The sequence below is a fragment of the Rhodanobacter sp. ANJX3 genome, from assembly GCF_014200755.1.
Taxonomy (GTDB): Bacteria; Pseudomonadota; Gammaproteobacteria; order Xanthomonadales; family Rhodanobacteraceae; genus Rhodanobacter.
The window spans coordinates 799,831-818,937 of record NZ_JACHCM010000002.1; the positions used below are offsets into that span (position 1 = coordinate 799,831).

Sequence of the window (19,107 nt, forward strand, 5' to 3'; positions counted from 1 at the left end):
CGCCCACTGCTTGCAACGACACTGCAGGCATGAAGATTACCCTTTCAGCCCGCCTGCTCACCGCCCTTGTCACGACGCTTTTCAGCATTCCGGCTTTTGCGCGGCCGGTGCTGTGGGAAGTGAAAAGCGCGCAGGCCACAGTCTATCTTTTCGGCACCGTGCACCTGCTGCCGACCGATACCGACTGGCACTACCCCGCGCTGGACAAGGCGCTGGCCGCCAGCGACTCGCTCACCATCGAGCTGACCGACGACGATCAGGCGCATATGCAGGCGCTGGTGATGCAGTACGGCATCGACCCGTCGCACCCTCTGTCGGATCAGCTGACCGCAGCCGAAAACGCCACCCTGGCGAAAGCCGCGCAGACCGCCGATATACCCGGCGGGGAACAGACCCTGAACATCATGCGGCCGTGGCTGGCCGCGCTCACGCTCACCGTCGCGCCGCTGATCAAGGCCGGCCTCGATCCGGCGCACGGCGTGGACAAGCTGCTGCAGGCCGAGATGATCAAGGCCGGCAAGCCGGTCAACGGACTGGAAACTTCCGAGCAGCAGATCGGCTTTCTGGCCAACCTGCCGCAGCCGCTGCAGCTGGATTTTCTGCGCGACACGCTGCACGACGTCGACAAGGACAGCAGCGAACTGACCGGCCTGGTAACCGCTTGGAAAAACGGCGACACCGATGCCATCGCCCACTTCGAAGACGACGACGTGCGCAAGGAATCGCCCGATCTTTACAAGACGCTGATCGTCGATCGCAACAAAGCCTGGGCCACGAAAATCGCGGCGCTGCTGCAGCACCCCGGCACCGTATTCGTTGCCGTCGGCGCCGCCCATCTGGCCGGCCCGGACAGCGTGCAGGTGCAGCTGAAGTCGCTGGGCATTACCACCGAGCGTGAGTAGAGAAATGTCGACGGGCCGGCTGCTCCTATGCCGCTGCGTGGCCTTCAGCAGCCTGCTCGCCGCATCGATTTCCGCTTCGGAGCCGCCCCACCCTGCGCGCGACGTCGAAAAAATGCAGTTGATAGAGATCAACAACGGCCTCAACGCGATCGATATCGAGGGCGACGACAGTAGTGGGCTGGTGTTTCAGGCGCATCGTGAAAATTACAACGCACACAGTTTTGAACACGTCACCTTCTATCATCGGGAAACCAGCGCCGAAAACCCCTCGATAAACTCCGACAAGCCCGTATGGAGCGTCATTCCATTCTTCTCGGGAGAGCTCAAGGAGAAAGACTCGCTGGAGACCGTGCAAGGAGCCGATTGCAGGCTCCGCGACTGGGTTGTGCTACGAAAGCGCGGGGAGAAGCGGGCACCGCTCACCGTGATCGTCGCGGACCGGGATTTCGGCAAAACGTACGTCGACAAGAGACTCGTCACTTTTTCGGTCTATCGACTGGTAAGCAATCGAGACGAGTCGCCGGGGTTCCCGGCCCTGTATTTCTCGCAGGTGGATCAGTTCCAGAGCAAGCAGACCTATTGCGATGCCGACGTCGCCCTCCGCCATGAGCTAGGCCTGAAACTGAAATTTCCTCTCGAAAGGAACGGCATCGACGAGTGATCCGTTACCCGCCCACCCCCACTTTCTGGCACCATCGTCCGGCTGATCGCGCCATTCGCGCGCCACTGATTGATGGCATCACATGAACCTGCAAGCCAATTACGAACAGATCCCCCTCAAGGAATACGCCGAGCGGGCCTACCTCGACTATTCCATGTACGTGGTGCTGGACCGCGCCCTGCCCTTCGTCGGCGACGGCCTGAAACCGGTACAGCGGCGCATCATCTACGCGATGAGCGAGCTCGGCCTGGCGGCCACCGCCAAGCCGAAGAAATCCGCGCGCACCATCGGCGACGTGATCGGTAAATTCCATCCGCACGGCGACAGCTCCTGCTACGAAGCGATGGTGTTGATGGCCCAGCCGTTCTCGTATCGCTATCCGCTGGTCGACGGCCAGGGCAACTTCGGCTCGCCGGACGATCCGAAAAGCTTCGCCGCGATGCGCTATACCGAATCGCGCCTGAGCCCGATTGCCGAGGCGCTGCTGGGCGAACTGGGCCAGGGTACGGTCGACTGGGTCCCGAACTTCGACGGCACCATGGAGGAACCCAGCTGGCTCCCCTCGCGCGTGCCGCACGTGCTGCTCAACGGCTCGATGGGCATTGCCGTGGGCATGGCCACCGACATCCCGCCGCACAATCTGCGCGAGCTGGCCAGCGCCTGCATCCGCCTGCTGGACGACCCGGACGCCACCGTGGCCGACCTGTTCGAGCACGTGCGCGGCCCGGACTACCCGACCGAGGCGGAGATCATCACCCCGCGCGCCGACCTGCTGACGATGTACCAGACCGGCGGCGGCTCGGTGCGCGCCCGCGCGGTGTACCAGCGCGAGGAGGGCAACGTCGTCATCACCGCGCTGCCGCACCAGGTCAGCCCGTCGAAGATCCTCGAGCAGATCGCCGCACAGATGCGCGCCAAAAAGCTGCCGATGATCGAGGATCTGCGCGACGAGTCCGATCATGAAAACCCGACACGCTTGGTGATCGTGCCACGCTCCAATCGCGTCGATGCCGACGAGATGATGCAGCACCTGTTCGCCACCACCGATCTGGAAAAGAGCTTCCGCGTCAATCTCAACATGATCGGCCTGGACGGTCGTCCGCAGGTCAAGGACCTCAAGCGCATCCTCAGCGAGTGGCTGGTGTTCCGCACCAGTACGGTCACGCGCCGGCTCGAGCATCGGCTGGCCAAGGTCGAGCGCCGCCTGCACCTGCTGGAAGGCCTGCGCATCGCCTACCTCAACCTCGATGAAGTGATACGCATCGTGCGCACCGAGGACGAGCCCAAAGACGTGCTGATGGCGCGCTTCAAGCTCAGCGAGGAGCAGACCGACTACATTCTCGAAACCCGCCTGCGCCAGCTGGCCCGGCTCGAGGAGATGAAGATCACCGCCGAGCGCGACCAGCTCGAAGAGGAGCGCGCCAAAATCAACGTGCTGCTGAAGTCCCCAGCCAAACTCAAGAGCCTGATCAAGGACGAGCTGCGCGCCGACGCCGCCAAGTTCGGCGACGACCGCCGCTCGCCGCTGGTACAGCGCGGCGCCGCCCAGGCGCTGGACGAAAGCGCGCTGGTGGTCAGCGAACCGGTCACGGTGGTGCTGAGCCAGAAAGGCTGGGCGCGTGCCGCCAAGGGCCACGACATCGATGCCGAGGGCTTGAACTATCGCGACGGTGACGGCCTGCTGGCCTTCGTCAAGGCACGCACCACGCAGCAGGTGGCGTTTATCGACTCCACCGGCCGCAGCTATTCCACGCCGGCGCACACGCTGCCGTCGGCACGCGGCAACGGCGAACCGCTGACCGGGCGCTTCAGCCCGGCCGGCGGCGCCAGCTTCGACGCGGTGATTGCCGGCGACAACGACACCCGCCTGATCATCGCCAGCGATTTCGGCTACGGTTTCGTCACCCGCTTCGAATCGCTCACCGGCCGCAACAAGGCCGGCAAGCAGATCATCAGCCTGACCGACAAGGCCAAGGTACTAGCACCGCAAATCAGCGCCGACCCCGCGCGCGATCGCGTCGTCGTGGTGACCACCGAAGGGCATCTGCTGATGTTCTCGGTCGCCGAGCTGCCCGAGCTGGACAAGGGCAAGGGCAACAAGCTGATCGAAATCCCCAAGGCCAAGCTGACCTCCGGCGACGAGCGTGTGGCCGGTGTGGCCGTGGTCGGCGAGGGCAAGGGTGAGATCACCCTTTACGCCGGTCAGCGTAAACTCACGCTCAAGTGGTCGGATCTGGTCGAGTACGGCGGCAATCGCGCCACGCGTGGCGGCCTATTGCCGCGCGGGCTGCGTCGGGTCGAGCGGATCGAGACCACGGGTTAAGCGACAGCGGACGGAACAGCGGCAGGAACTTCCTGCCGCGCCGCGCTTTCCAACATAGATGTGTACACGTTTAGCCAGCCGGCGCGTTGTACCCGTCATGCCCCCGGAGCTCGTATGAACGTCAAGCCATTATTCCTAGCCTCGGCCATCGGCCTGCTGGCCAGCTCCGCCTGGGCACAATCGTCCACCCAGCCGCTCAACCTGAAGCTACCCGCCAATCTGCCCGCCTCCAGCAGCACCGCTGCAGCGCCCGTCTCCAGCGCCTCCTCGGCATCCAGGCCCGCGCCGTCCAACGTGTCGGCTGCGGCCACTGCCGGCCGCAACGGCAGCGCAAACAGCGTTTCCGCCGCGAACAACCCGCCCATCAGCACCACACCCGGCGTCTACTACGGCGACACCAGCGGTCGTCTGGGCGACAACGACACGGCCGACAGCCAGCGTTGCGACGACTCCAAGTACGACAAGGCGCAGGTTCACGGCTCTGTAAGCACCGGTATTGCCAGCGGCAGCCATATGGGCACCAGTACCTACGAAGGCGGCACAATCAACGTGACCAAGGCCTTTGGCGACTGCGACCACCCGTCCGGCGGCGTCAGCTTCTCGATCAGCGTGGATCAGAGCCACTTCAGCGGCGGGCGCTACGGGAACTACCGCGGCTACTGATCAGGCTGGATCCTCAAGACGGCACGTTTACAGCCGGGTGAACGACCACGACTGCATGCGACCGTCGCGATACGGCATCACGCCGTGGAACGGCCGTGGATCTTCGTCGAATACCAGCGGCAGAAAATGCCGGTCGCCCTCCCACATCGGTAGCGACATCAGTCGATCGCGCGCCACCCATTCCAGCGTGCCTTCGGCATTGCTTTCGAACGCGGTACCGGCATAGCCGTCGATCAGAAAAATAAAACCCAGCCAGTCCTCGCCGTTCTTGCCGAAGCCCGGCCAGTTGAGCGTGCCGCGTAACTGCATCGATTCGCAGGTGATACCGGCCTCCTCGAAAATCTCGCGACGCATGCAGGCGGCGATGTCCTCGCCCGCCTCCATTTTCCCGCCGAGGCCGTTGTATTTGCCCAGATGCTGATCGTCCGGCCGCGCGTTGCGGTGGATCATCAGCACCTCGCGGCGATCCGGCGAGAGCACGTAGCCCAGCGTGGCCACGATCGGGGTGTAAGGCATAGGCAGCGTCATCGGTAAAACGCCGAGTTTAGCGGCTCGCTGGGCGCCACGCTGCAGCCTGCGCTGAATGACCCGCGCCGGCAGACTTGCGCAGACCCGGCCGGCCGGCGACCATCGGAGGATGCATGCTCTTTCCTCGACTTTTTTTGCCAAAATGCCAGCCTGCCGTCCCGTGCTGCGCTGGGCACTGTCATCCCTGCTGCTGGCAAACCTGCTCGGCTGCACCTCGCCGGCACAGGCCGTCGACAGCGGCGAACTGGCGTTCGACGGGCAGACCTATCGCGTCGTGCACATCGACCTGAAACGCGAAAAGCTGAGCCTGCACTGGCGCGACCCGCAAACCGCGCAGCCCTTCGGCAGCATCGAAGCGCTGCGCCAGTGGGGCGAGGCGCACGGGCAGCGGCTGCTGTTCGCCACCAACGCCGGCATTTACGACAGGCAGTCGGCCCCGCTCGGGCTATACGTCGAAAACGGCAAGACGGTGGTGCCGCTGAACCTAAATCACGGCAACCCCGCGTCGGGCAATTTTTCGCTGCTGCCCAACGGCGTGTTCGCGATCTACCCCGACGGCCACGCTGCCGTGCGCACCAGCAGCGACTTCAAGGCCGATGCGCAGCCAGTGCAGTGGGCCAGCCAGTCCGGGCCCATGCTGCTGATCGACGGCAAGCTCAACGAGCAGTTCATCGACGCCTCCGACAGCATGAAGTGGCGCAGCGGCGTCTGCGTCAAAACGCCCAGCGAAGTCATTTTTGCGGTGAGCGAGACACCGGTGAACTTCCACACGTTTGGACGTCTATTTCGCGACGAATTGGGCTGCCGCGACGCGCTGTACCTGGATGGCAGCATTTCGCAGATCTACGTCGACGGCGACGGTTACGCCGGCGCGCCGAACATCATGGTCAAGCCATACGCAGGCATCTTCGCCGTGTTTGTCGCGCAATGAGGTCGCTGCCCAGACACATCGTGCGCAGCCTGCTGGTCGCGATCGTCGTCCTGCTGCTGCTCGCCGGTGTCGGCGGCTGGTGGCTGCTGGCCGGCAGCCGCGCGCGGCTGGATGGCGACCGATCCTTTGCCGGCCTTGGCGCCAAGGTAAGCATCGGCCGCGATGCACTGGGCACCGTCACCATCGACGGCATCGACCGCGACGACGTCAGCTTTGCGCTGGGTTATGTGCATGCGCAGGAGCGCTTCTTCGAGATGGATCTGATGCGCCGCCTGCCCGCCGGCGAACTGGCCGAACTGGTCGGACCGGCCGCGCTGCCGACCGATCTCAATCATCGCCGCCATCGACTGCGCGCGGTGGTCGAGACCGCCTACGCCCAGCTGCCGCCGGAACAGAAGCATCAGCTCGACCGCTACCGCGACGGCGTCAACGCCGGCCTCGCCGACCTGCGCGTGCGGCCGTGGGAATACCTGCTGCTGAACAGCCAGCCGCAGCCGTGGCGCTCGGAAGACAGCGCGCTGGTGATCGCCGCGATGTACCTGGATTTGAACGGCGACGGCCGCAACGAGCGCGAACTGCGGCTGGCGCAGATGCGCGCGGCACTGCCCGGTCCACTGGTGGATTTTCTGCTCGCGCCCGATCCCGACTGGGAAGCACCGCTCGACAATCAGCTGTCGCCGCGCGCCGCCATTCCAGCCGCCGATGTGTTCGATCTCAATCATCTTGCCACCGTCGCGACGCCTGCCCATCTCACAGCCGCCGTGCTGCCGGCGCTCGACGCACCGCGCCCGGGCAGCAACAGCTTCGCCGTGGCCGGCTCGCTCACCGATACCGGCGCCGCGATGGTCGCCAACGACATGCATCTGGGCCTGCGCGTACCGAATATCTGGTTTCGCGCACGCCTGCGCTATCCGGATGCCGGCGCGCCCAACGGCGAACGCGATATCAACGGCGTCACCCTGCCCGGCACGCCGGCCATGATCGTCGGCTCCAACGGCCAGATCGCCTGGGGTTTCACCAACAGCTACGGCGACTGGCTGGACTGGGTCCGCGTGCAGCGCGATCACGCCGACCCGACCCGCTACAAGGTGCCCGAAGGCTGGGCCAACATCGACGCGCACGACGAACCCATTCACGTCAAAGGCCAGCCCGACACCGTGCTGAAGGTCGAGGACACCCGCTGGGGGCCGATCATGGCCAGCGACGTCGACGGCACGCCGCTGGCCCTGGCGTGGATCGCCGACCAACCCCGCGGCTACAACGTCAGGCTGATGCAGCTGGAACAGACCAACAACGCACACACCGCGTTGGATCTCGCGCCGCAGTTCGGCATGCCGCCGCAGAATTTCGTGGTGGCCGACAGCACCGGGCATATCGGCTGGACGCTGGCCGGCAACAGCATTCCGCTACGCGCCAATATCGATCCCCTGCTGCCGTCGGACTGGTCCAGGCCCGGCAGCGGCTGGCAGGGCTGGGCCGCACCGTCGCAATATCCGCGCATCGAAGATCCTGCCGACGCGCGGCTGTGGACGGCCAACAATCGCGCCGTCGGCAGCGATGCCCTGGCGCTGCTCGGCAACGGCGGCCACGATCTGGGCGCACGCGCGCAGCAGATCCGCGACGACCTGCGCGCGCAGAATCGATTCGCGCCGAACAACCTGCTCGACGTGCAGCTGGACGACCGCGCCGTGCTGCTCACGCGCTGGCAGCAGTTGCTGCAGAAGACCCTGGTCGATACGCAGGACCCTTCGCTGCAAATGCTGCGCCAGCTCACCGCCAGCTGGCGCGACCGTGCCGACGTCGACAGCGTCGACTATCGCCTCGTGCGCGCCTTCCGTACGCAGGTCACCGAAGCGGTGCTGGCGCCCTTCGTCGCGCGGATAAAGACGCACTATCCCGACTTCGCCTGGCCAGCCGAAAACGCGGCCGAGGGCGCGGTCTGGAATCTGATCACTACGCAGCCGGACAATCTGCTCGATCCGCAGTACCGCGACTGGCACGCGCTGCTTATCGCAGCGGCAGCGCACGTCGCCAATGAACTCGGCCAACAGCCCGGCGGTCTCGCCGCCCGCACCTGGGGCGAACGGAATCGCAGCGACATCCGGCACCCGCTGTCCGTCGCGCTGCCCCAATGGCTGGCGCGGCGGCTCGACATGCCCGACCAGCCGCTGCCCGGCGACAACAACATGCCGCGGGTGGCCGCCCCCGGCTTCGGCGCCTCCGAACTTTTCGACGTGGCGCCGGGCCACGAAGCCCAGGGCATTCTCGACATGCCCGGCGGCCAGAGCGACAACCCGCTATCGCCTTTTTACGGCGCCGGCCACGAAGACTGGGTCAACGGCAAACCGACGCCGCTGCTTCCTGGCCCGACGCAGCACAACCTGGTGCTCGAACCGGCCGGTAACGGATGATGGAGTGACAGCATCCGTCGTCTTTTGGCCGATCGCCGACATGAAATAGACAGACGGCAACAGCAAACTTCTCGGGGGAGAAAACCATGCTTATCGCATCGCTATGTTTGGTAGACGCGTTTGCCGCCGCGTCCGTTGCGCCGGCGGCAGCGTGCGAAAGGCTTAAACGAAACAGATTCATACAAACGCCCACCGCGCCATACGCGCATCGTGCATGCCACATTGGCATATATTTACGTTCGACTGCGGCAGCATTTGACGTCGATGGCATACAGGGAGGACACGAGTGATGAGGATTTTGCGTATTTGCTGTCTCGGCATCGGCGTTTTACTCGCCAACCACGCCTGGGCCGACGGCTGCCAGCTGAAGGACTATGGCACGCTCTCCGTGGAAATGGCCGGCGAAAAAGCCACCACCATGGTGAAGATCAACGGAACCGATACGCGATTCATTCTCGACACCGGCGCCTTCTTCAACATCATGTCCAGTGCCAACGCATCGTCGCTGGGGCTAAGGATGTTCCCTGCGCCTTTTGGCCTACGCATCGGTGGCGTTGGCGGATCGGCGGATGCACAGGTAACGCATGTCAAAGATTTTGGCATCCTCAACGCCACGCTCAAGAATATCGATTTCATCGTCGGCGGCACCGATATTGGCCACGGACTGCTGGGTGCTAACCTGCTCGATGCGGCCGATCTGGAACTCGACCTGGCGCACGGCAAGCTGACCCTGTTCAGCGCGGAACACTGCTACAAGCAGCCGCTGGCGTACTGGGTCAAGAATGGTCAGTACGAGGTCGCCGACATCGATTCCGTTGGCAGCCGGGGCGATCGACGCACGTTTCTCAAGGTGACGATAAACGGCCGCGAGGTGCGGGCGCTGCTGGACTCCGGCGCGGCCGCCACCGTGCTCAGTCGCCCGGCCGCCGAGCGAATCGGCATCGACCTCAATGCGACCGACGTCAAGGCGAGCGGCACGAGCTACGGCATTGGCGCGCACCAGGTCAAGACATGGACGGTGCGCATCGACAAATTCTCGGTCGGTACCGAAACCATTCAGCACAGCCAGATGCAGGTTATCGACGGGCGGCTCGGAGACGGTACCGATATGCTGCTCGGCGTGGATTTTATCCTCGCCCACCACATGTTTATCGCCAACAGCCAGGCAAAAGCCTACTTCACCTATAACGGCGGGCGCGTGTTCTCCTTTGCCGAGGCACCGAGCGACGGCGACAAAGCCGATGCCGGCCAAACGGCCGGCGACAAAGACGCCACGCCGAAAACCGCGTCCGATTTTGCCCTGCGCGGCGAAGCGAACCTTTCTCGCGGCGAATCCGGCGCTGCCGTCGCCGATCTGGATGCCGCAATCACCATGGCGCCCGATCAGCCCGCCTACTATCTAGCACGTTCGCGCGCCCATATGGCCAACAAGCAGCCCGATGCAGCGCTCGCCGATCTGGACAAGACGCTGAGCCTCGACCCAAAAAATGCTGACGCGCTTCTGCTGCGAGCCGAGCTCCGCCTCGTGCACAAGGACCGCACCGGCGCACTGGCCGACGTCACGGCAGCAAGCGCGCTTGCGCCGGCCGGGTCCCCGCAATCGCGGACCATCGCGCGCCTCTACGTCACACTGGGGCAACCCACATCGGCGCTGCCGCTGCTCGACGACTGGATACGCCTGCACAATCGCGATGCCATGCTCGGCTCCGCGCTCAACGAGCGATGCTGGGCGCGCGGCCTGAGCAACCAGATGCTCGACGATGCCTTGGACGATTGCCGCAAGGCGATCAAACGCGACGGCGAAAACCCGGCTTATCTCGACAGCCTCGGCCTCATACAGCTGCGGCTGGGACACTATCCAGACGCCATCAAAGCCTACGAGCAAGCCGCCGTGCAAATGCCCAAAAGCGCGTGGTCGCGCTACGGCCTCGGCCTGGCAAAAATCCGCAGCGGCCAAACCGAGGCCGGCAATGCCGACCTCGCCGCCGCGCGCGCGCTCGATCCGGAAGTCGAGGCACGCGCCAACAAATATGGATTGACGGTGGCGCGGCCATAAGCCCCGAAGTTATGCGGTGTAGCGAAAGTAACGTTCCGGTTGTTGAAATCGAGCCGTCCCCGAAAAAGAATCCGGCGTCAGATCAAACAGACCAGCAGATGGAGGCTTTTCTGCGCAACAAGCTTTTAGTGCTCTTGTCTTGCAAGACCGAAAGTCTCGTCAACTCTTTGCGACCACGTTTTCGATAAACGAGGGCGCCATTCGCAAACCGAACGGTAGCCAGCGGACGGCGCCGGGATGCACCTCGGATTTCCCATTCGCGACAGCAGTCAGCGCCAACTCGGCAACGCTGGTTGCCGACACCTTTGTTCCGGACCGATGAGCAACCGCTGGCGTATCCACCAGCGGCGGAAGCACTTCGGTCACCGTCACGCCGTGGCCTGCCAGCTGCCGGCGCAGAGCCTTGGCAAATCCACGAAGACCAAACTTGGCAGCGGAATAGACCGGTCCGCGGGTCGACGCTGCCATCGCGTAGCCGGACGTGACCACCACGATGGCGGACGGTGATGCCCGCCTTACCGCAGGCAAGAACGCCGCCATCCATTCAATAGCACCGGCAAGATTGCTGCGTATTTCTTCTGTCGGGTCCTGATCGGTGATGTCGTCGCGAGTAAAGTCCAGTTCGCGCATTCCACCAGCGTTACTGATCAGCATGTCGATCTCGGGGTGACGCCTAACGACGTCATCGGCAAAGGCGCGTATGGCGGCGGTGTCGCTTACGTCGCAAATACCCGTCTCTACGCCAGGAAAATCCTGTGCAAGTTTTTCCAGCTTCGCTGGATCCCGACCACAGGTGATAACGATGTATCCCCGCGCGTGCAGTTTTTCGACAAAGGCACGGCCGATACCCGAGGAGCCGCCGCTAATGACGGCAACTTTGCCGCTTGGTTTTGGAGTTGGCTGCATGGTGCGATGATCCTTGTGAGAAGGAGAAGCCTACTTCGACAGTGCATCCGTCGGATTGCAGCGCCACGCGCGTCATCTATTGTGGACGTGGACGTGGACGCGGACGCAGACGCGCAAGCCCGAAGCGTCGCGACAGCAGAGCGTCGCGCGCACGCGATGGCAGCTGCGCCAGTGCCGGCAAGGTGCGGCTATGCTTACCGATACGCAAAATCGACGGTGGCTTATCCGACAACACCGCATTTACCAGCTGCCGCGCGAATGTTTCCGCCGGCATCGCACCGTCTTGCGAAGCTCTGGCACGCTCGGCAATCGCATGGCCCAAGGCGGCGTAGCGAGAGGGCCTGCCGTCGGACGTCGCATCGAGCGTCGCCGTTGCTGTGGCACCGAATTCGGACTGGATACCGCCGGGTTGCACGGTAACCACATGAATGCCAAAAGGCGCAAGCTCCATGCGCAAGGTTTCAGACAAAGAATGCACCGCCGCTTTAGAAGCGCAGTAAGCGCCAGAGAACGGCGTCGCGGTCACACCCGATACGCTGCCGATATTGACGATACAGCCGCGACCGCTGCTGAACATCGGCGGCAGCAGCGCCTGCGTCATAGCCATCAGCGAAAAAACATTGGTCTGGAACTGTCGCTGCAATTCCGCCACCGGCAGTTCTGCCAACGGTCCCATCACGCCAAAGCCCGCGTTGTTGACCAGCAAATCGACCGTAGCGCCATCCTGTTCGAGCCGTTGCAGCAACGCCTGGATACTTGTTTTGCAATCCACATCCAGAGCGGCGGTTCGCAATCCTTCGCTGTGCAGCTCGGCAATGCCGACCAGTTTTCGTGCCGTGGCGTAAACCACCAAGCCTTGCGCATGCAGTTCGCGCGCAACTGCGCGACCAATGCCGGTGGAACAGCCGGTAACCAGAGCCGTGCGCATCATGCGGCCATCACTACACGATTGCGCTGCACACCCAGATTGATCAAGCCATCGGTCGTGCCGATATGCGCCTCAACCACATCGCCGGGCTTCAGATACTGCCTGCGACCCGACTGCACCTTGAGAAAAATTTCCCACTTCTTTTTTTCCGGCAGCAGGGCACCAAGCTTCTGCTTTGCAGATGATGGGACACTGAGGGCGCAACCGGCCGGTGTGCCTGTGGACAGCAGATCGCCGATGCATAAGTCCTGCACGCCGGACAACTCGGTAAGCGTTTCCGCCGGGCCATAGACGAGATTGCTGGTATTGTCCTGCTGGCGAACTTCCCCATTGACGGTCAGCTTCAGATTCAGCGCTTTCAGCAGCGGAATTTCCGCTGCGCTCAACAAGCAGAGATACGGGCCTACGGGACCAAAGCTGCGAAAACTCTTGCCTTTGTAGAACTGCGTCTGCGGAATCTGTATGTCACGCGCCGAGTAGTCGTTGACAATGACCGCGCCGGCCACAAACTCATGCAGGTTCGCGTCTGTGACATGCACCGGTTCGGTGATGTCGCGCCGCAGAATCAAGCCCAACTCGATTTCGTAATCCAGAAACTTGACCTGTCTTGGCCGCACGATATCGGCGTTGGCAGCGACGATGCAGCTAACCGCCTTGGTGAAGATCATGTTGTAGGTCTTCGAATCCGGATTCATGCCGGACTCGATCATGTGTTGACGGTAGTTGGCGCCCTGACAAAGAAATTGTTGGTTACGGGTAAGCGGCGACAACAATTCCACAGCGTCTTCAGCAATCAAATCACCGGTCAGTTCGGATAACGTCTCGGTACTGTGAGCCCGAATGAAATCGCCAGTGGTCGGGTAGTCGCCCGGGATCGGCATGATGCCGTGATTGGCCAACACACCCCACTGTGCGCGACCCTGGTACTTGAAATGGATGACGTGAACGGCCATTGGAATTCTCTGCAGATGATCGGTAGGGAATCGGTGTCCATGCCACGAGCGATCTAGGCAAACAACCGGGCCAGCATAGCTACCTTGGCAAAGCTCAGGTCTGGTGTGCGACGGATAGCGGCCAGCATCCGAAACAGTCCTGCGGGCGTCAGCTTCGGCCGTGTAAAGCTCACGGGCATCGGTGGCCCCCACTGCGACATGGCCTCGCGAGAGGCCGAGTGAACGCCCATCGGCACGGAGGAAGTCATCACATCGCCGTCAGTGTAGTGCTCGTGTTTGTCACCGAACGGATCATGCCAGTAGTCGAAGATCTGGCTGCCGAGAATGTGTCGCCCCATACCCCAGGCGTGCCTCCAGCCCCGCTCGCGCAATACACGCTGTCCCATGGCGACAGCATCCGCGTCAACCACTTCATAGGCGCTGTGACTGTAAAGTGGGAGCACCCCTTGTGCGAATGCCAGGGTGTGATGATCGGCCGGCGTATCGCCCAAATCCAGCCGCATGAAGGTAACCGCCGGCGAGCCATCCGGTAGTACCTGGACATCGCTCGGGATAAATCCGAAATGCTGCGTATACCAAGCGCACGTCGCCTGAAACTCCCCGACTTCGAGCACCGCGTGACCGAGTCTGATTACCTCCGGTGGCGCCACCGGAGGCCGCTGCGTCTTGTTAATGCGGGGGCGCGCTTCGGCGTAATTAAGCGGCAACGGCTCTCTGTGCTCAAAGCCGTCGACTTTCCCGCAACCGAACACGGCATCCACCCGAAATCCTGATGGGTCGACCAGTCGGACGCGCTCACCGCCCCCAGGCCAATCAACGGCTTCGATCGGCGCTGCGCCCGGCAGCGCAGCGAGCTTCGACAGGTCGTCGCGACTGTCCACCTGCAAACCCAGACCGAGAAACCCATTGCGCCTGGACTTCAACGCGACATAACAGAACGGTGTCTGCGCTGTACCGCGTGCGAAAAGCTTTGTCTGATCAAGAGCGAAGACATGCAGGCCGAAGTCGTCGAGAAAACGATCGACCACATTCAGATCGTTTCGCTCGAACATCAGGTAGGCGAGTGCTGTCGCCTTGACCGTCGGCTGTGGATGACGTGCCGGATGCGGCGTGGTCAGGGTAAGTGTGGTCATGCTGATTTCCGGCTCGGTCTGCAGTTCGGAGTTGAGGCCGCGCGCGATGGTGCCGCCAATGGATCCGGGCTACCGAGTATTCGCAACGATTCGCGCACCAACCGGCTGGCCTCGTCGACTGGCCCGTCATTGAGAACGATACGATCGGGCCTTACGACAGCGGCCCACCCGACTGGCACCACCTTCGACAGAAAGCTGCCGTCGATGTCTTCCCACACCGCGTCGTGTGCCGAGAGGTGCAGCGCCTGACCGCGATGACATATCTGAACCACTTGGCCGCCAGCTGCCGCAAATACGGCGGAGACTTCCGCTTCAAGCACGATGTCGGTGCCAAACCCGATCAGGGTCAGCGCGTTGCCGAGCGCTTCATCACTCAGCTCGATGCGACCATCGACGGCGCGTATCCAACCCTGCGGCAGCAATCCGCCACGCAGCAAGCCACTGCGCTTCGCGCCACGAACAAACAGGCCTTTGGCAAAGACATTTTTCGGCTTTGCGCTCTGGTCTTCCAGCTGCCGTCGGAGGACCGGAAATAAACGTGCGATGCGTATGCTGCCGTGAGAGAAAAACGCCGTCATGGCGTTCATCGGCATCACCAACCTACCCATCAGGCGTGCCAGCGCAATCATCGCGCGGGCGTGTGGGCGACGTTCGGTGTCGTAGCTGTCCAGCACCGCTTCGTCGGCATGGCCTCGAAGCACCCAGGCCAATTTCCATGCGAGATTGGCGCAGTCACGCAACCCCGCAACCAGCCCTTGCCCCGCAAAAGGCGGCGTAATATGCGCCGCATCGCCAACCAGAAAAACGCGGCCCATCCGGAAACGTTCCACGACTCTCGCGTGAAACCGGTAGACCGCCTTGCGCTCGATTTTTACCTCAGGTGGGCAACCCCATTCCGCAAGCAGCGCGTGGATGCGCGCATCGTCGGTCATCATATCGGCTGACTCGCCGGGCCTGAGCATGAACTCCCAGCGCTCACGACCGCCGGGAGCCACCATATGGGGAGTGGGACGCTTCGGATCGCAGACAAACTCGACGTGATCTATTGGATGGGGTACATCTAGCGCATCGATGATCAACCAGTCTTCGCCAAAACTGCGGCCGTGAAAATCCTGACCGATGAGTTTGCGTACCATCGAACCGGCGCCATCGGCACCGATCACATAGCGCGCTCGCAGCCAGCTCGGAAGGCCGTTGGCATCGAGCAACGAAACGTTGACGCCGTCGGAATCCTGCTGCAGATCCGTCAGCGAAAGACCCAGCGTCATCTGGACGGTTTTTTGCAGCACCAACCGTCGGCGCAAGGCACGCTCCAGGTCGGGCTGATAGAACGTCACCAACTTTGGGTGACCATCGAGCGTGCCGGTCGTGTCGATACGCGCAAATACGCCGAACATCGGTGAACGCATGCGCACTTGGGGAATGGCGATGCACTCGAAATCGGTTTCGCCGATACCTGCCTGTTGCAAGATGCGAAGCGCTTCGTTGTCGAGTGCAATAGCCCTCGGCGCTTCGTGGATCGTCTGCGCCGAATCGATCACTCGCACCGAGACGCCCAAGTCGCCCAGCAAAACGCCCAGTGTGGCTCCCACCGGTCCGCAGCCGACGATCAGCACGTCGATCGCCGCTTCAGGATGGCGGGAGATCGGCAAAACCTGGAAGCCGGCTTTGTCCATCGCACTGCCGGTGGCCTGTCGAGCGTCTGGCTGCAACGTTTTCTCCTGTAATTTTATATATTATTGTCATAACTGATAAATATGTCAATTATGATTATTGTTCTATGCTGCCAACATGACTAAATCGCCTGCCACTACCCACAAAAAGCCCTCGGCGACGGCGAAAAAAAAGCCTTCCGCGCCAAACGGAAAAACGACTTCGGCACAGAACATCGCCTCAACCGCAGCACCGGCCAGAGGTGCGCGGCGCAAACTTCAGACGCGCCAGCGCCTGCTCGATGCCGCGCTATCGCTGATGTCCAGCAGGGGCATGGAAGGCGTGGCGATCAACGAAATCACCGACAAGGCGGACGTAGGTTTCGGCTCTTTCTACAACCACTTCGAGTCGAAGGAAGCCATCTATGCCGTCCTGATCGACACGTTTTTTGAAGAATTTGCCGATACGCTGGAAGAGTCCACTGCAAACCTCGAAGACCCAGCGGAAATCATTGCGGTCTCGATCAGACACACCATGCGTCGAGCTTCCGACGATCCTGTCTGGGGCCGTTTCTTACTCCGCGAGGGACTGTCGGAGCACGCGCTTGATCGCGGATTGGGGCGCCGACTTCTACGCGATATCCAGAACGGTGTTGCAAGCGGGCGTTTTGGCGCCGCAGACATAACCATGTGCTTTCTTGCGGTAGGCGGAATGGTCCTCACCGCCATCGCGGCGCAGCTGGCACTTCTTGGTCATGCCGATGCTCAGGCAAAGGCCTTGTTTGCTGCAGGCGAACATCTTGGGCCGATCGATCAGCGAACATCTGCCATGTGCTTGCAGCTTCTTGGACTGAAGCAGAAAGAAGCGATGGCGATTTCTATCGGAGTGTTTGAGGGCACCTAGAATCCAGGTGCGCTGCCTCAGCACGTTAAGGATCGCATTGGACGAACGACAAAGCAGTCGAAGATTTTATCCGACGAAAGCTTGAGGTCCTTGCGTTTAGGGCAGAAACGGTTTGAAAGGTGCGGCATTTAATGACGCGCCGCCTCATCCTATCTCCTCAATTCGCCAGCGGCGGTTCGGTCAATTCCGGACGCGGCACGCTCAACGCCGTACCGGCCGCCGCCACGATGATGGCGGCGATCGCGAGCCACTGCAGCACGCTGAGTCGCTCATCGAGCAAGGACACGCCGGCCACCGCCGCGACGGCCGGCTCCAGGCTCAGCAAGGTGCTGAAGGTTCGCGCCGGCAGAACAGTCAACGCGATCATCTCCAGCGAATACGGCAGTGCCGAACTGAGCACAGCCACACCGAGCGCATACGGCAGCAACGACGGCGACAGTAGCGCGCTGCCCGCATGCGCCAAGCCAAACGGTATAGCGAGCAACGCACCGATCGACGTACCCCACGTCACCGCATCCGCGCCGTAGGCGGCGCCGGCTTTTTTCCCCAACACGATGTAAAGCGCCCAGCCCACGCCGGCGGCCAAGGCGTACATCACTCCCACGGGGTCAAGGGGCTGCATCGGCGAGCGCAGCGGCAACAGCAGCGCCAGCCCAGCCACCACCAGCAGAATCCACACGAAGTCGATCAAGCGACGCGAGCCGAACACCGCCAGCGCCAGCGGCCCGGTAAATTCCAGCGCCACGGCGATGCCCAGCGGAATCGTGCGCAGCGACAGGTAGAACACCAGATTCATGGCGCCCATCGCAAGACCGTAACCCCATAGCGCACGCCAGTTACGCTGCCCTGTCGACCGCCGCCACGGCCGCTTCCACAACAAAAGCATCAAGGCGCTGAGCCCGAGGCGATAGGCGGTAGCGCCCTGTGCACCCACTTGCGGAAACAGATGCTTCGCCAGCGACGCGCCGCATTGATACGAGACCATGCTGATCAATAGAGCGCCGATTGCCAGCGCAATTGGCGCAACGGTGGAGCGTGATGACATGGGCGCAGCCGTCGCGGGAAACAGTTCGCCCATCATGCCCGCAGACACGCATGAAACCCAACAGGGAAAACGCGGCAGAGGCCATAAAGCTCATCGGCCATCGAGCCGCTCGATCCTACTCGACGTTTTGAACGCCGTGACCGTTCGCATACCGCGACGTCAACCAGATCACTGCCAGCGGAAACATCAGGTAGCGCGACAGGATGGCGAAGATCTGTGCGATGAGTCCGTAGCTACCTGAGACGGCGCTGTTTCCGGCAAAGAACGAGAAGTACCAGAACGCGGTAAGCGCAATAAGCATGGCCAGGCAGCAGCGTTCTCCCGATGAGATGGTTGAGTACACGCCAGCGAAGTTTCTGCAGAAAAAGTGATAGACGATGTAGAGCGCCGGCACGATCAGGAACGGAAAGAGCGCCCAGCTGGAAATGCCCAGGCCCTTGGCAGCGATGGCCATATCAGCATGAGTAGTGAGCGCCCGGATAGGCACATAGCCCCAGACGTTTGCCGCGCTCATCAGCGAAAACCAGTAAACGAACGACGTCAGTCTTCGGCGAGACTTTACGGCACTCGTGCAAAGTAGCGCGTACAACAAAAAGTACATTGCAGCGTTGCCAACAAACACACCCGCCAAGGCAATAACGGCTGCACTGACGCCATGACCGCTGGCAATGATGGGCGCGTAGTCGACGTTGTCGTCGACATCGTCGAGGAAGATGAAATTGTTGACCGAAGCATGTCCGTAATCGATACCAAAGGGCTCTTTCATCCAGCCCAGAGCCCAGGCAAAAACGCTGTGGGCGTATTCATGGATGAGATAACCCATGGCATGCGCGACAAGCGCGAAGATCATCGTCTCTACTGCGAATCTGAATGTCCCCGCTGAAATTCCCAGCAATCCTGCACGTCTAGTCGTCACGCTCGAACCCCTGATCATTGAAACGATCGCCGCTTAGCTTTGTGTTGATAACAACGACGTGCAGTTAATCAGAGAAGGGGGGGGGGGGGGGGGGGGGGGGGTTATATTGCGCAAAATGGCAAAGATGGCGCCTTGGTGGGTGGTGGCGGGATAAAAATCCTTGCAGTTGTGGTAAAACAAAAAGAAAATAGTTTT

At 62.0% G+C, this 19,107-nt stretch carries 16 protein-coding genes; 8 read left to right on the plus strand and 8 right to left on the minus strand.

Features of this window, described 5'->3' with window-relative positions:
- Positions 1 to 29: 29 nt before the first annotated feature.
- The 4 genes from HDE76_RS08335 to HDE76_RS08350 all read left to right on the plus strand — a co-directional run bounded on the left by HDE76_RS08335 (position 30) and on the right by HDE76_RS08350 (position 4,549).
- The gene (locus HDE76_RS08335) at positions 30 to 902 is read left to right on the plus strand and encodes a TraB/GumN family protein (protein ID WP_179477344.1); all 873 of its coding nucleotides are present in this window, start codon (positions 30 to 32) and stop codon (positions 900 to 902) included.
- A gap of 4 nt (positions 903 to 906) precedes the next feature.
- A complete protein-coding gene (locus HDE76_RS08340) occupies positions 907 to 1,563 on the plus strand; it encodes a hypothetical protein (RefSeq protein WP_179477345.1) in 657 nt (218 codons plus the stop codon).
- 82 nt (positions 1,564 to 1,645) lie between these two features.
- On the plus strand, positions 1,646 to 3,886 hold the full coding sequence (parC, locus tag HDE76_RS08345; protein WP_184506604.1) for a DNA topoisomerase IV subunit A: 2,241 nt from the start codon (positions 1,646 to 1,648) through the stop codon (positions 3,884 to 3,886).
- A 114-nt stretch (positions 3,887 to 4,000) separates the two neighbouring features.
- The gene (locus tag HDE76_RS08350; RefSeq protein ID WP_179477347.1) at positions 4,001 to 4,549 is read left to right on the plus strand and encodes a hypothetical protein; all 549 of its coding nucleotides are present in this window, start codon (positions 4,001 to 4,003) and stop codon (positions 4,547 to 4,549) included.
- Positions 4,550 to 4,576: 27 nt separating this feature from the next.
- Here HDE76_RS08350 and HDE76_RS08355 read toward each other — a convergent pair whose 3' ends face one another.
- On the minus strand, positions 4,577 to 5,065 hold the full coding sequence (locus HDE76_RS08355; RefSeq protein ID WP_179477565.1) for an 8-oxo-dGTP diphosphatase: 489 nt from the start codon (positions 5,063 to 5,065) through the stop codon (positions 4,577 to 4,579).
- A 154-nt stretch (positions 5,066 to 5,219) separates the two neighbouring features.
- Here HDE76_RS08355 and HDE76_RS08360 point away from each other — a divergent pair, with 154 nt between their 5' ends.
- From HDE76_RS08360 to HDE76_RS08370, 3 genes are all read left to right on the plus strand, one after another.
- Entirely contained in the window at positions 5,220 to 6,008 is a 789-nt protein-coding gene (locus HDE76_RS08360; RefSeq protein WP_184506606.1) for a phosphodiester glycosidase family protein, read from the plus strand.
- The gene (locus HDE76_RS08365; protein ID WP_184506608.1) at positions 6,005 to 8,419 is read left to right on the plus strand and encodes a penicillin acylase family protein; all 2,415 of its coding nucleotides are present in this window, start codon (positions 6,005 to 6,007) and stop codon (positions 8,417 to 8,419) included. Before HDE76_RS08360 ends, HDE76_RS08365 begins: the two co-directional genes overlap by 4 nt.
- Positions 8,420 to 8,708: 289 nt before the next feature.
- Positions 8,709 to 10,475 (plus strand): aspartyl protease family protein, encoded by a 1,767-nt coding sequence (locus HDE76_RS08370; protein WP_221262333.1) that lies wholly within the window; start codon positions 8,709 to 8,711, stop codon positions 10,473 to 10,475.
- Positions 10,476 to 10,634: 159 nt separating this feature from the next.
- Here HDE76_RS08370 and HDE76_RS08375 read toward each other — a convergent pair whose 3' ends face one another.
- The 5 genes from HDE76_RS08375 to HDE76_RS08395 form a co-directional block, all read right to left on the minus strand.
- Positions 10,635 to 11,381 carry an SDR family NAD(P)-dependent oxidoreductase gene (locus tag HDE76_RS08375; protein ID WP_184506618.1) on the minus strand — a complete coding sequence of 249 codons (747 nt, stop codon included), beginning with the start codon at positions 11,379 to 11,381 and terminating at the stop codon, positions 10,635 to 10,637.
- Between the two features lie 76 nt (positions 11,382 to 11,457).
- Complete coding sequence (locus HDE76_RS08380; RefSeq protein ID WP_221262334.1) at positions 11,458 to 12,312, minus strand: SDR family oxidoreductase; 855 nt, start codon at positions 12,310 to 12,312, stop codon at positions 11,458 to 11,460.
- A complete protein-coding gene (locus tag HDE76_RS08385) occupies positions 12,309 to 13,208 on the minus strand; it encodes a fumarylacetoacetate hydrolase family protein (RefSeq protein ID WP_221262335.1) in 900 nt (299 codons plus the stop codon). Before HDE76_RS08385 ends, HDE76_RS08380 begins: the two co-directional genes overlap by 4 nt.
- A 107-nt stretch (positions 13,209 to 13,315) precedes the next feature.
- A complete protein-coding gene (locus HDE76_RS08390; protein WP_184506620.1) occupies positions 13,316 to 14,395 on the minus strand; it encodes a VOC family protein in 1,080 nt (359 codons plus the stop codon).
- Positions 14,392 to 16,107 (minus strand): bifunctional 3-(3-hydroxy-phenyl)propionate/3-hydroxycinnamic acid hydroxylase, encoded by a 1,716-nt coding sequence (locus tag HDE76_RS08395; RefSeq protein WP_221262336.1) that lies wholly within the window; start codon positions 16,105 to 16,107, stop codon positions 14,392 to 14,394. The genes HDE76_RS08390 and HDE76_RS08395 overlap by 4 nt, the downstream gene beginning before the upstream one ends.
- A 79-nt stretch (positions 16,108 to 16,186) precedes the next feature.
- Here HDE76_RS08395 and HDE76_RS08400 point away from each other — a divergent pair, with 79 nt between their 5' ends.
- The gene (locus HDE76_RS08400; protein WP_184506621.1) at positions 16,187 to 16,951 is read left to right on the plus strand and encodes a TetR/AcrR family transcriptional regulator; all 765 of its coding nucleotides are present in this window, start codon (positions 16,187 to 16,189) and stop codon (positions 16,949 to 16,951) included.
- A gap of 157 nt (positions 16,952 to 17,108) precedes the next feature.
- Here HDE76_RS08400 and HDE76_RS08405 read toward each other — a convergent pair whose 3' ends face one another.
- Entirely contained in the window at positions 17,109 to 17,996 is an 888-nt protein-coding gene (locus HDE76_RS08405) for an EamA family transporter (protein ID WP_184506623.1), read from the minus strand.
- A gap of 115 nt (positions 17,997 to 18,111) precedes the next feature.
- Positions 18,112 to 18,846, minus strand: coding sequence for a hypothetical protein (locus HDE76_RS08410; protein WP_184506625.1), 735 nt, complete (start codon positions 18,844 to 18,846; stop codon positions 18,112 to 18,114).
- Positions 18,847 to 19,107: the final 261 nt, after the last annotated feature.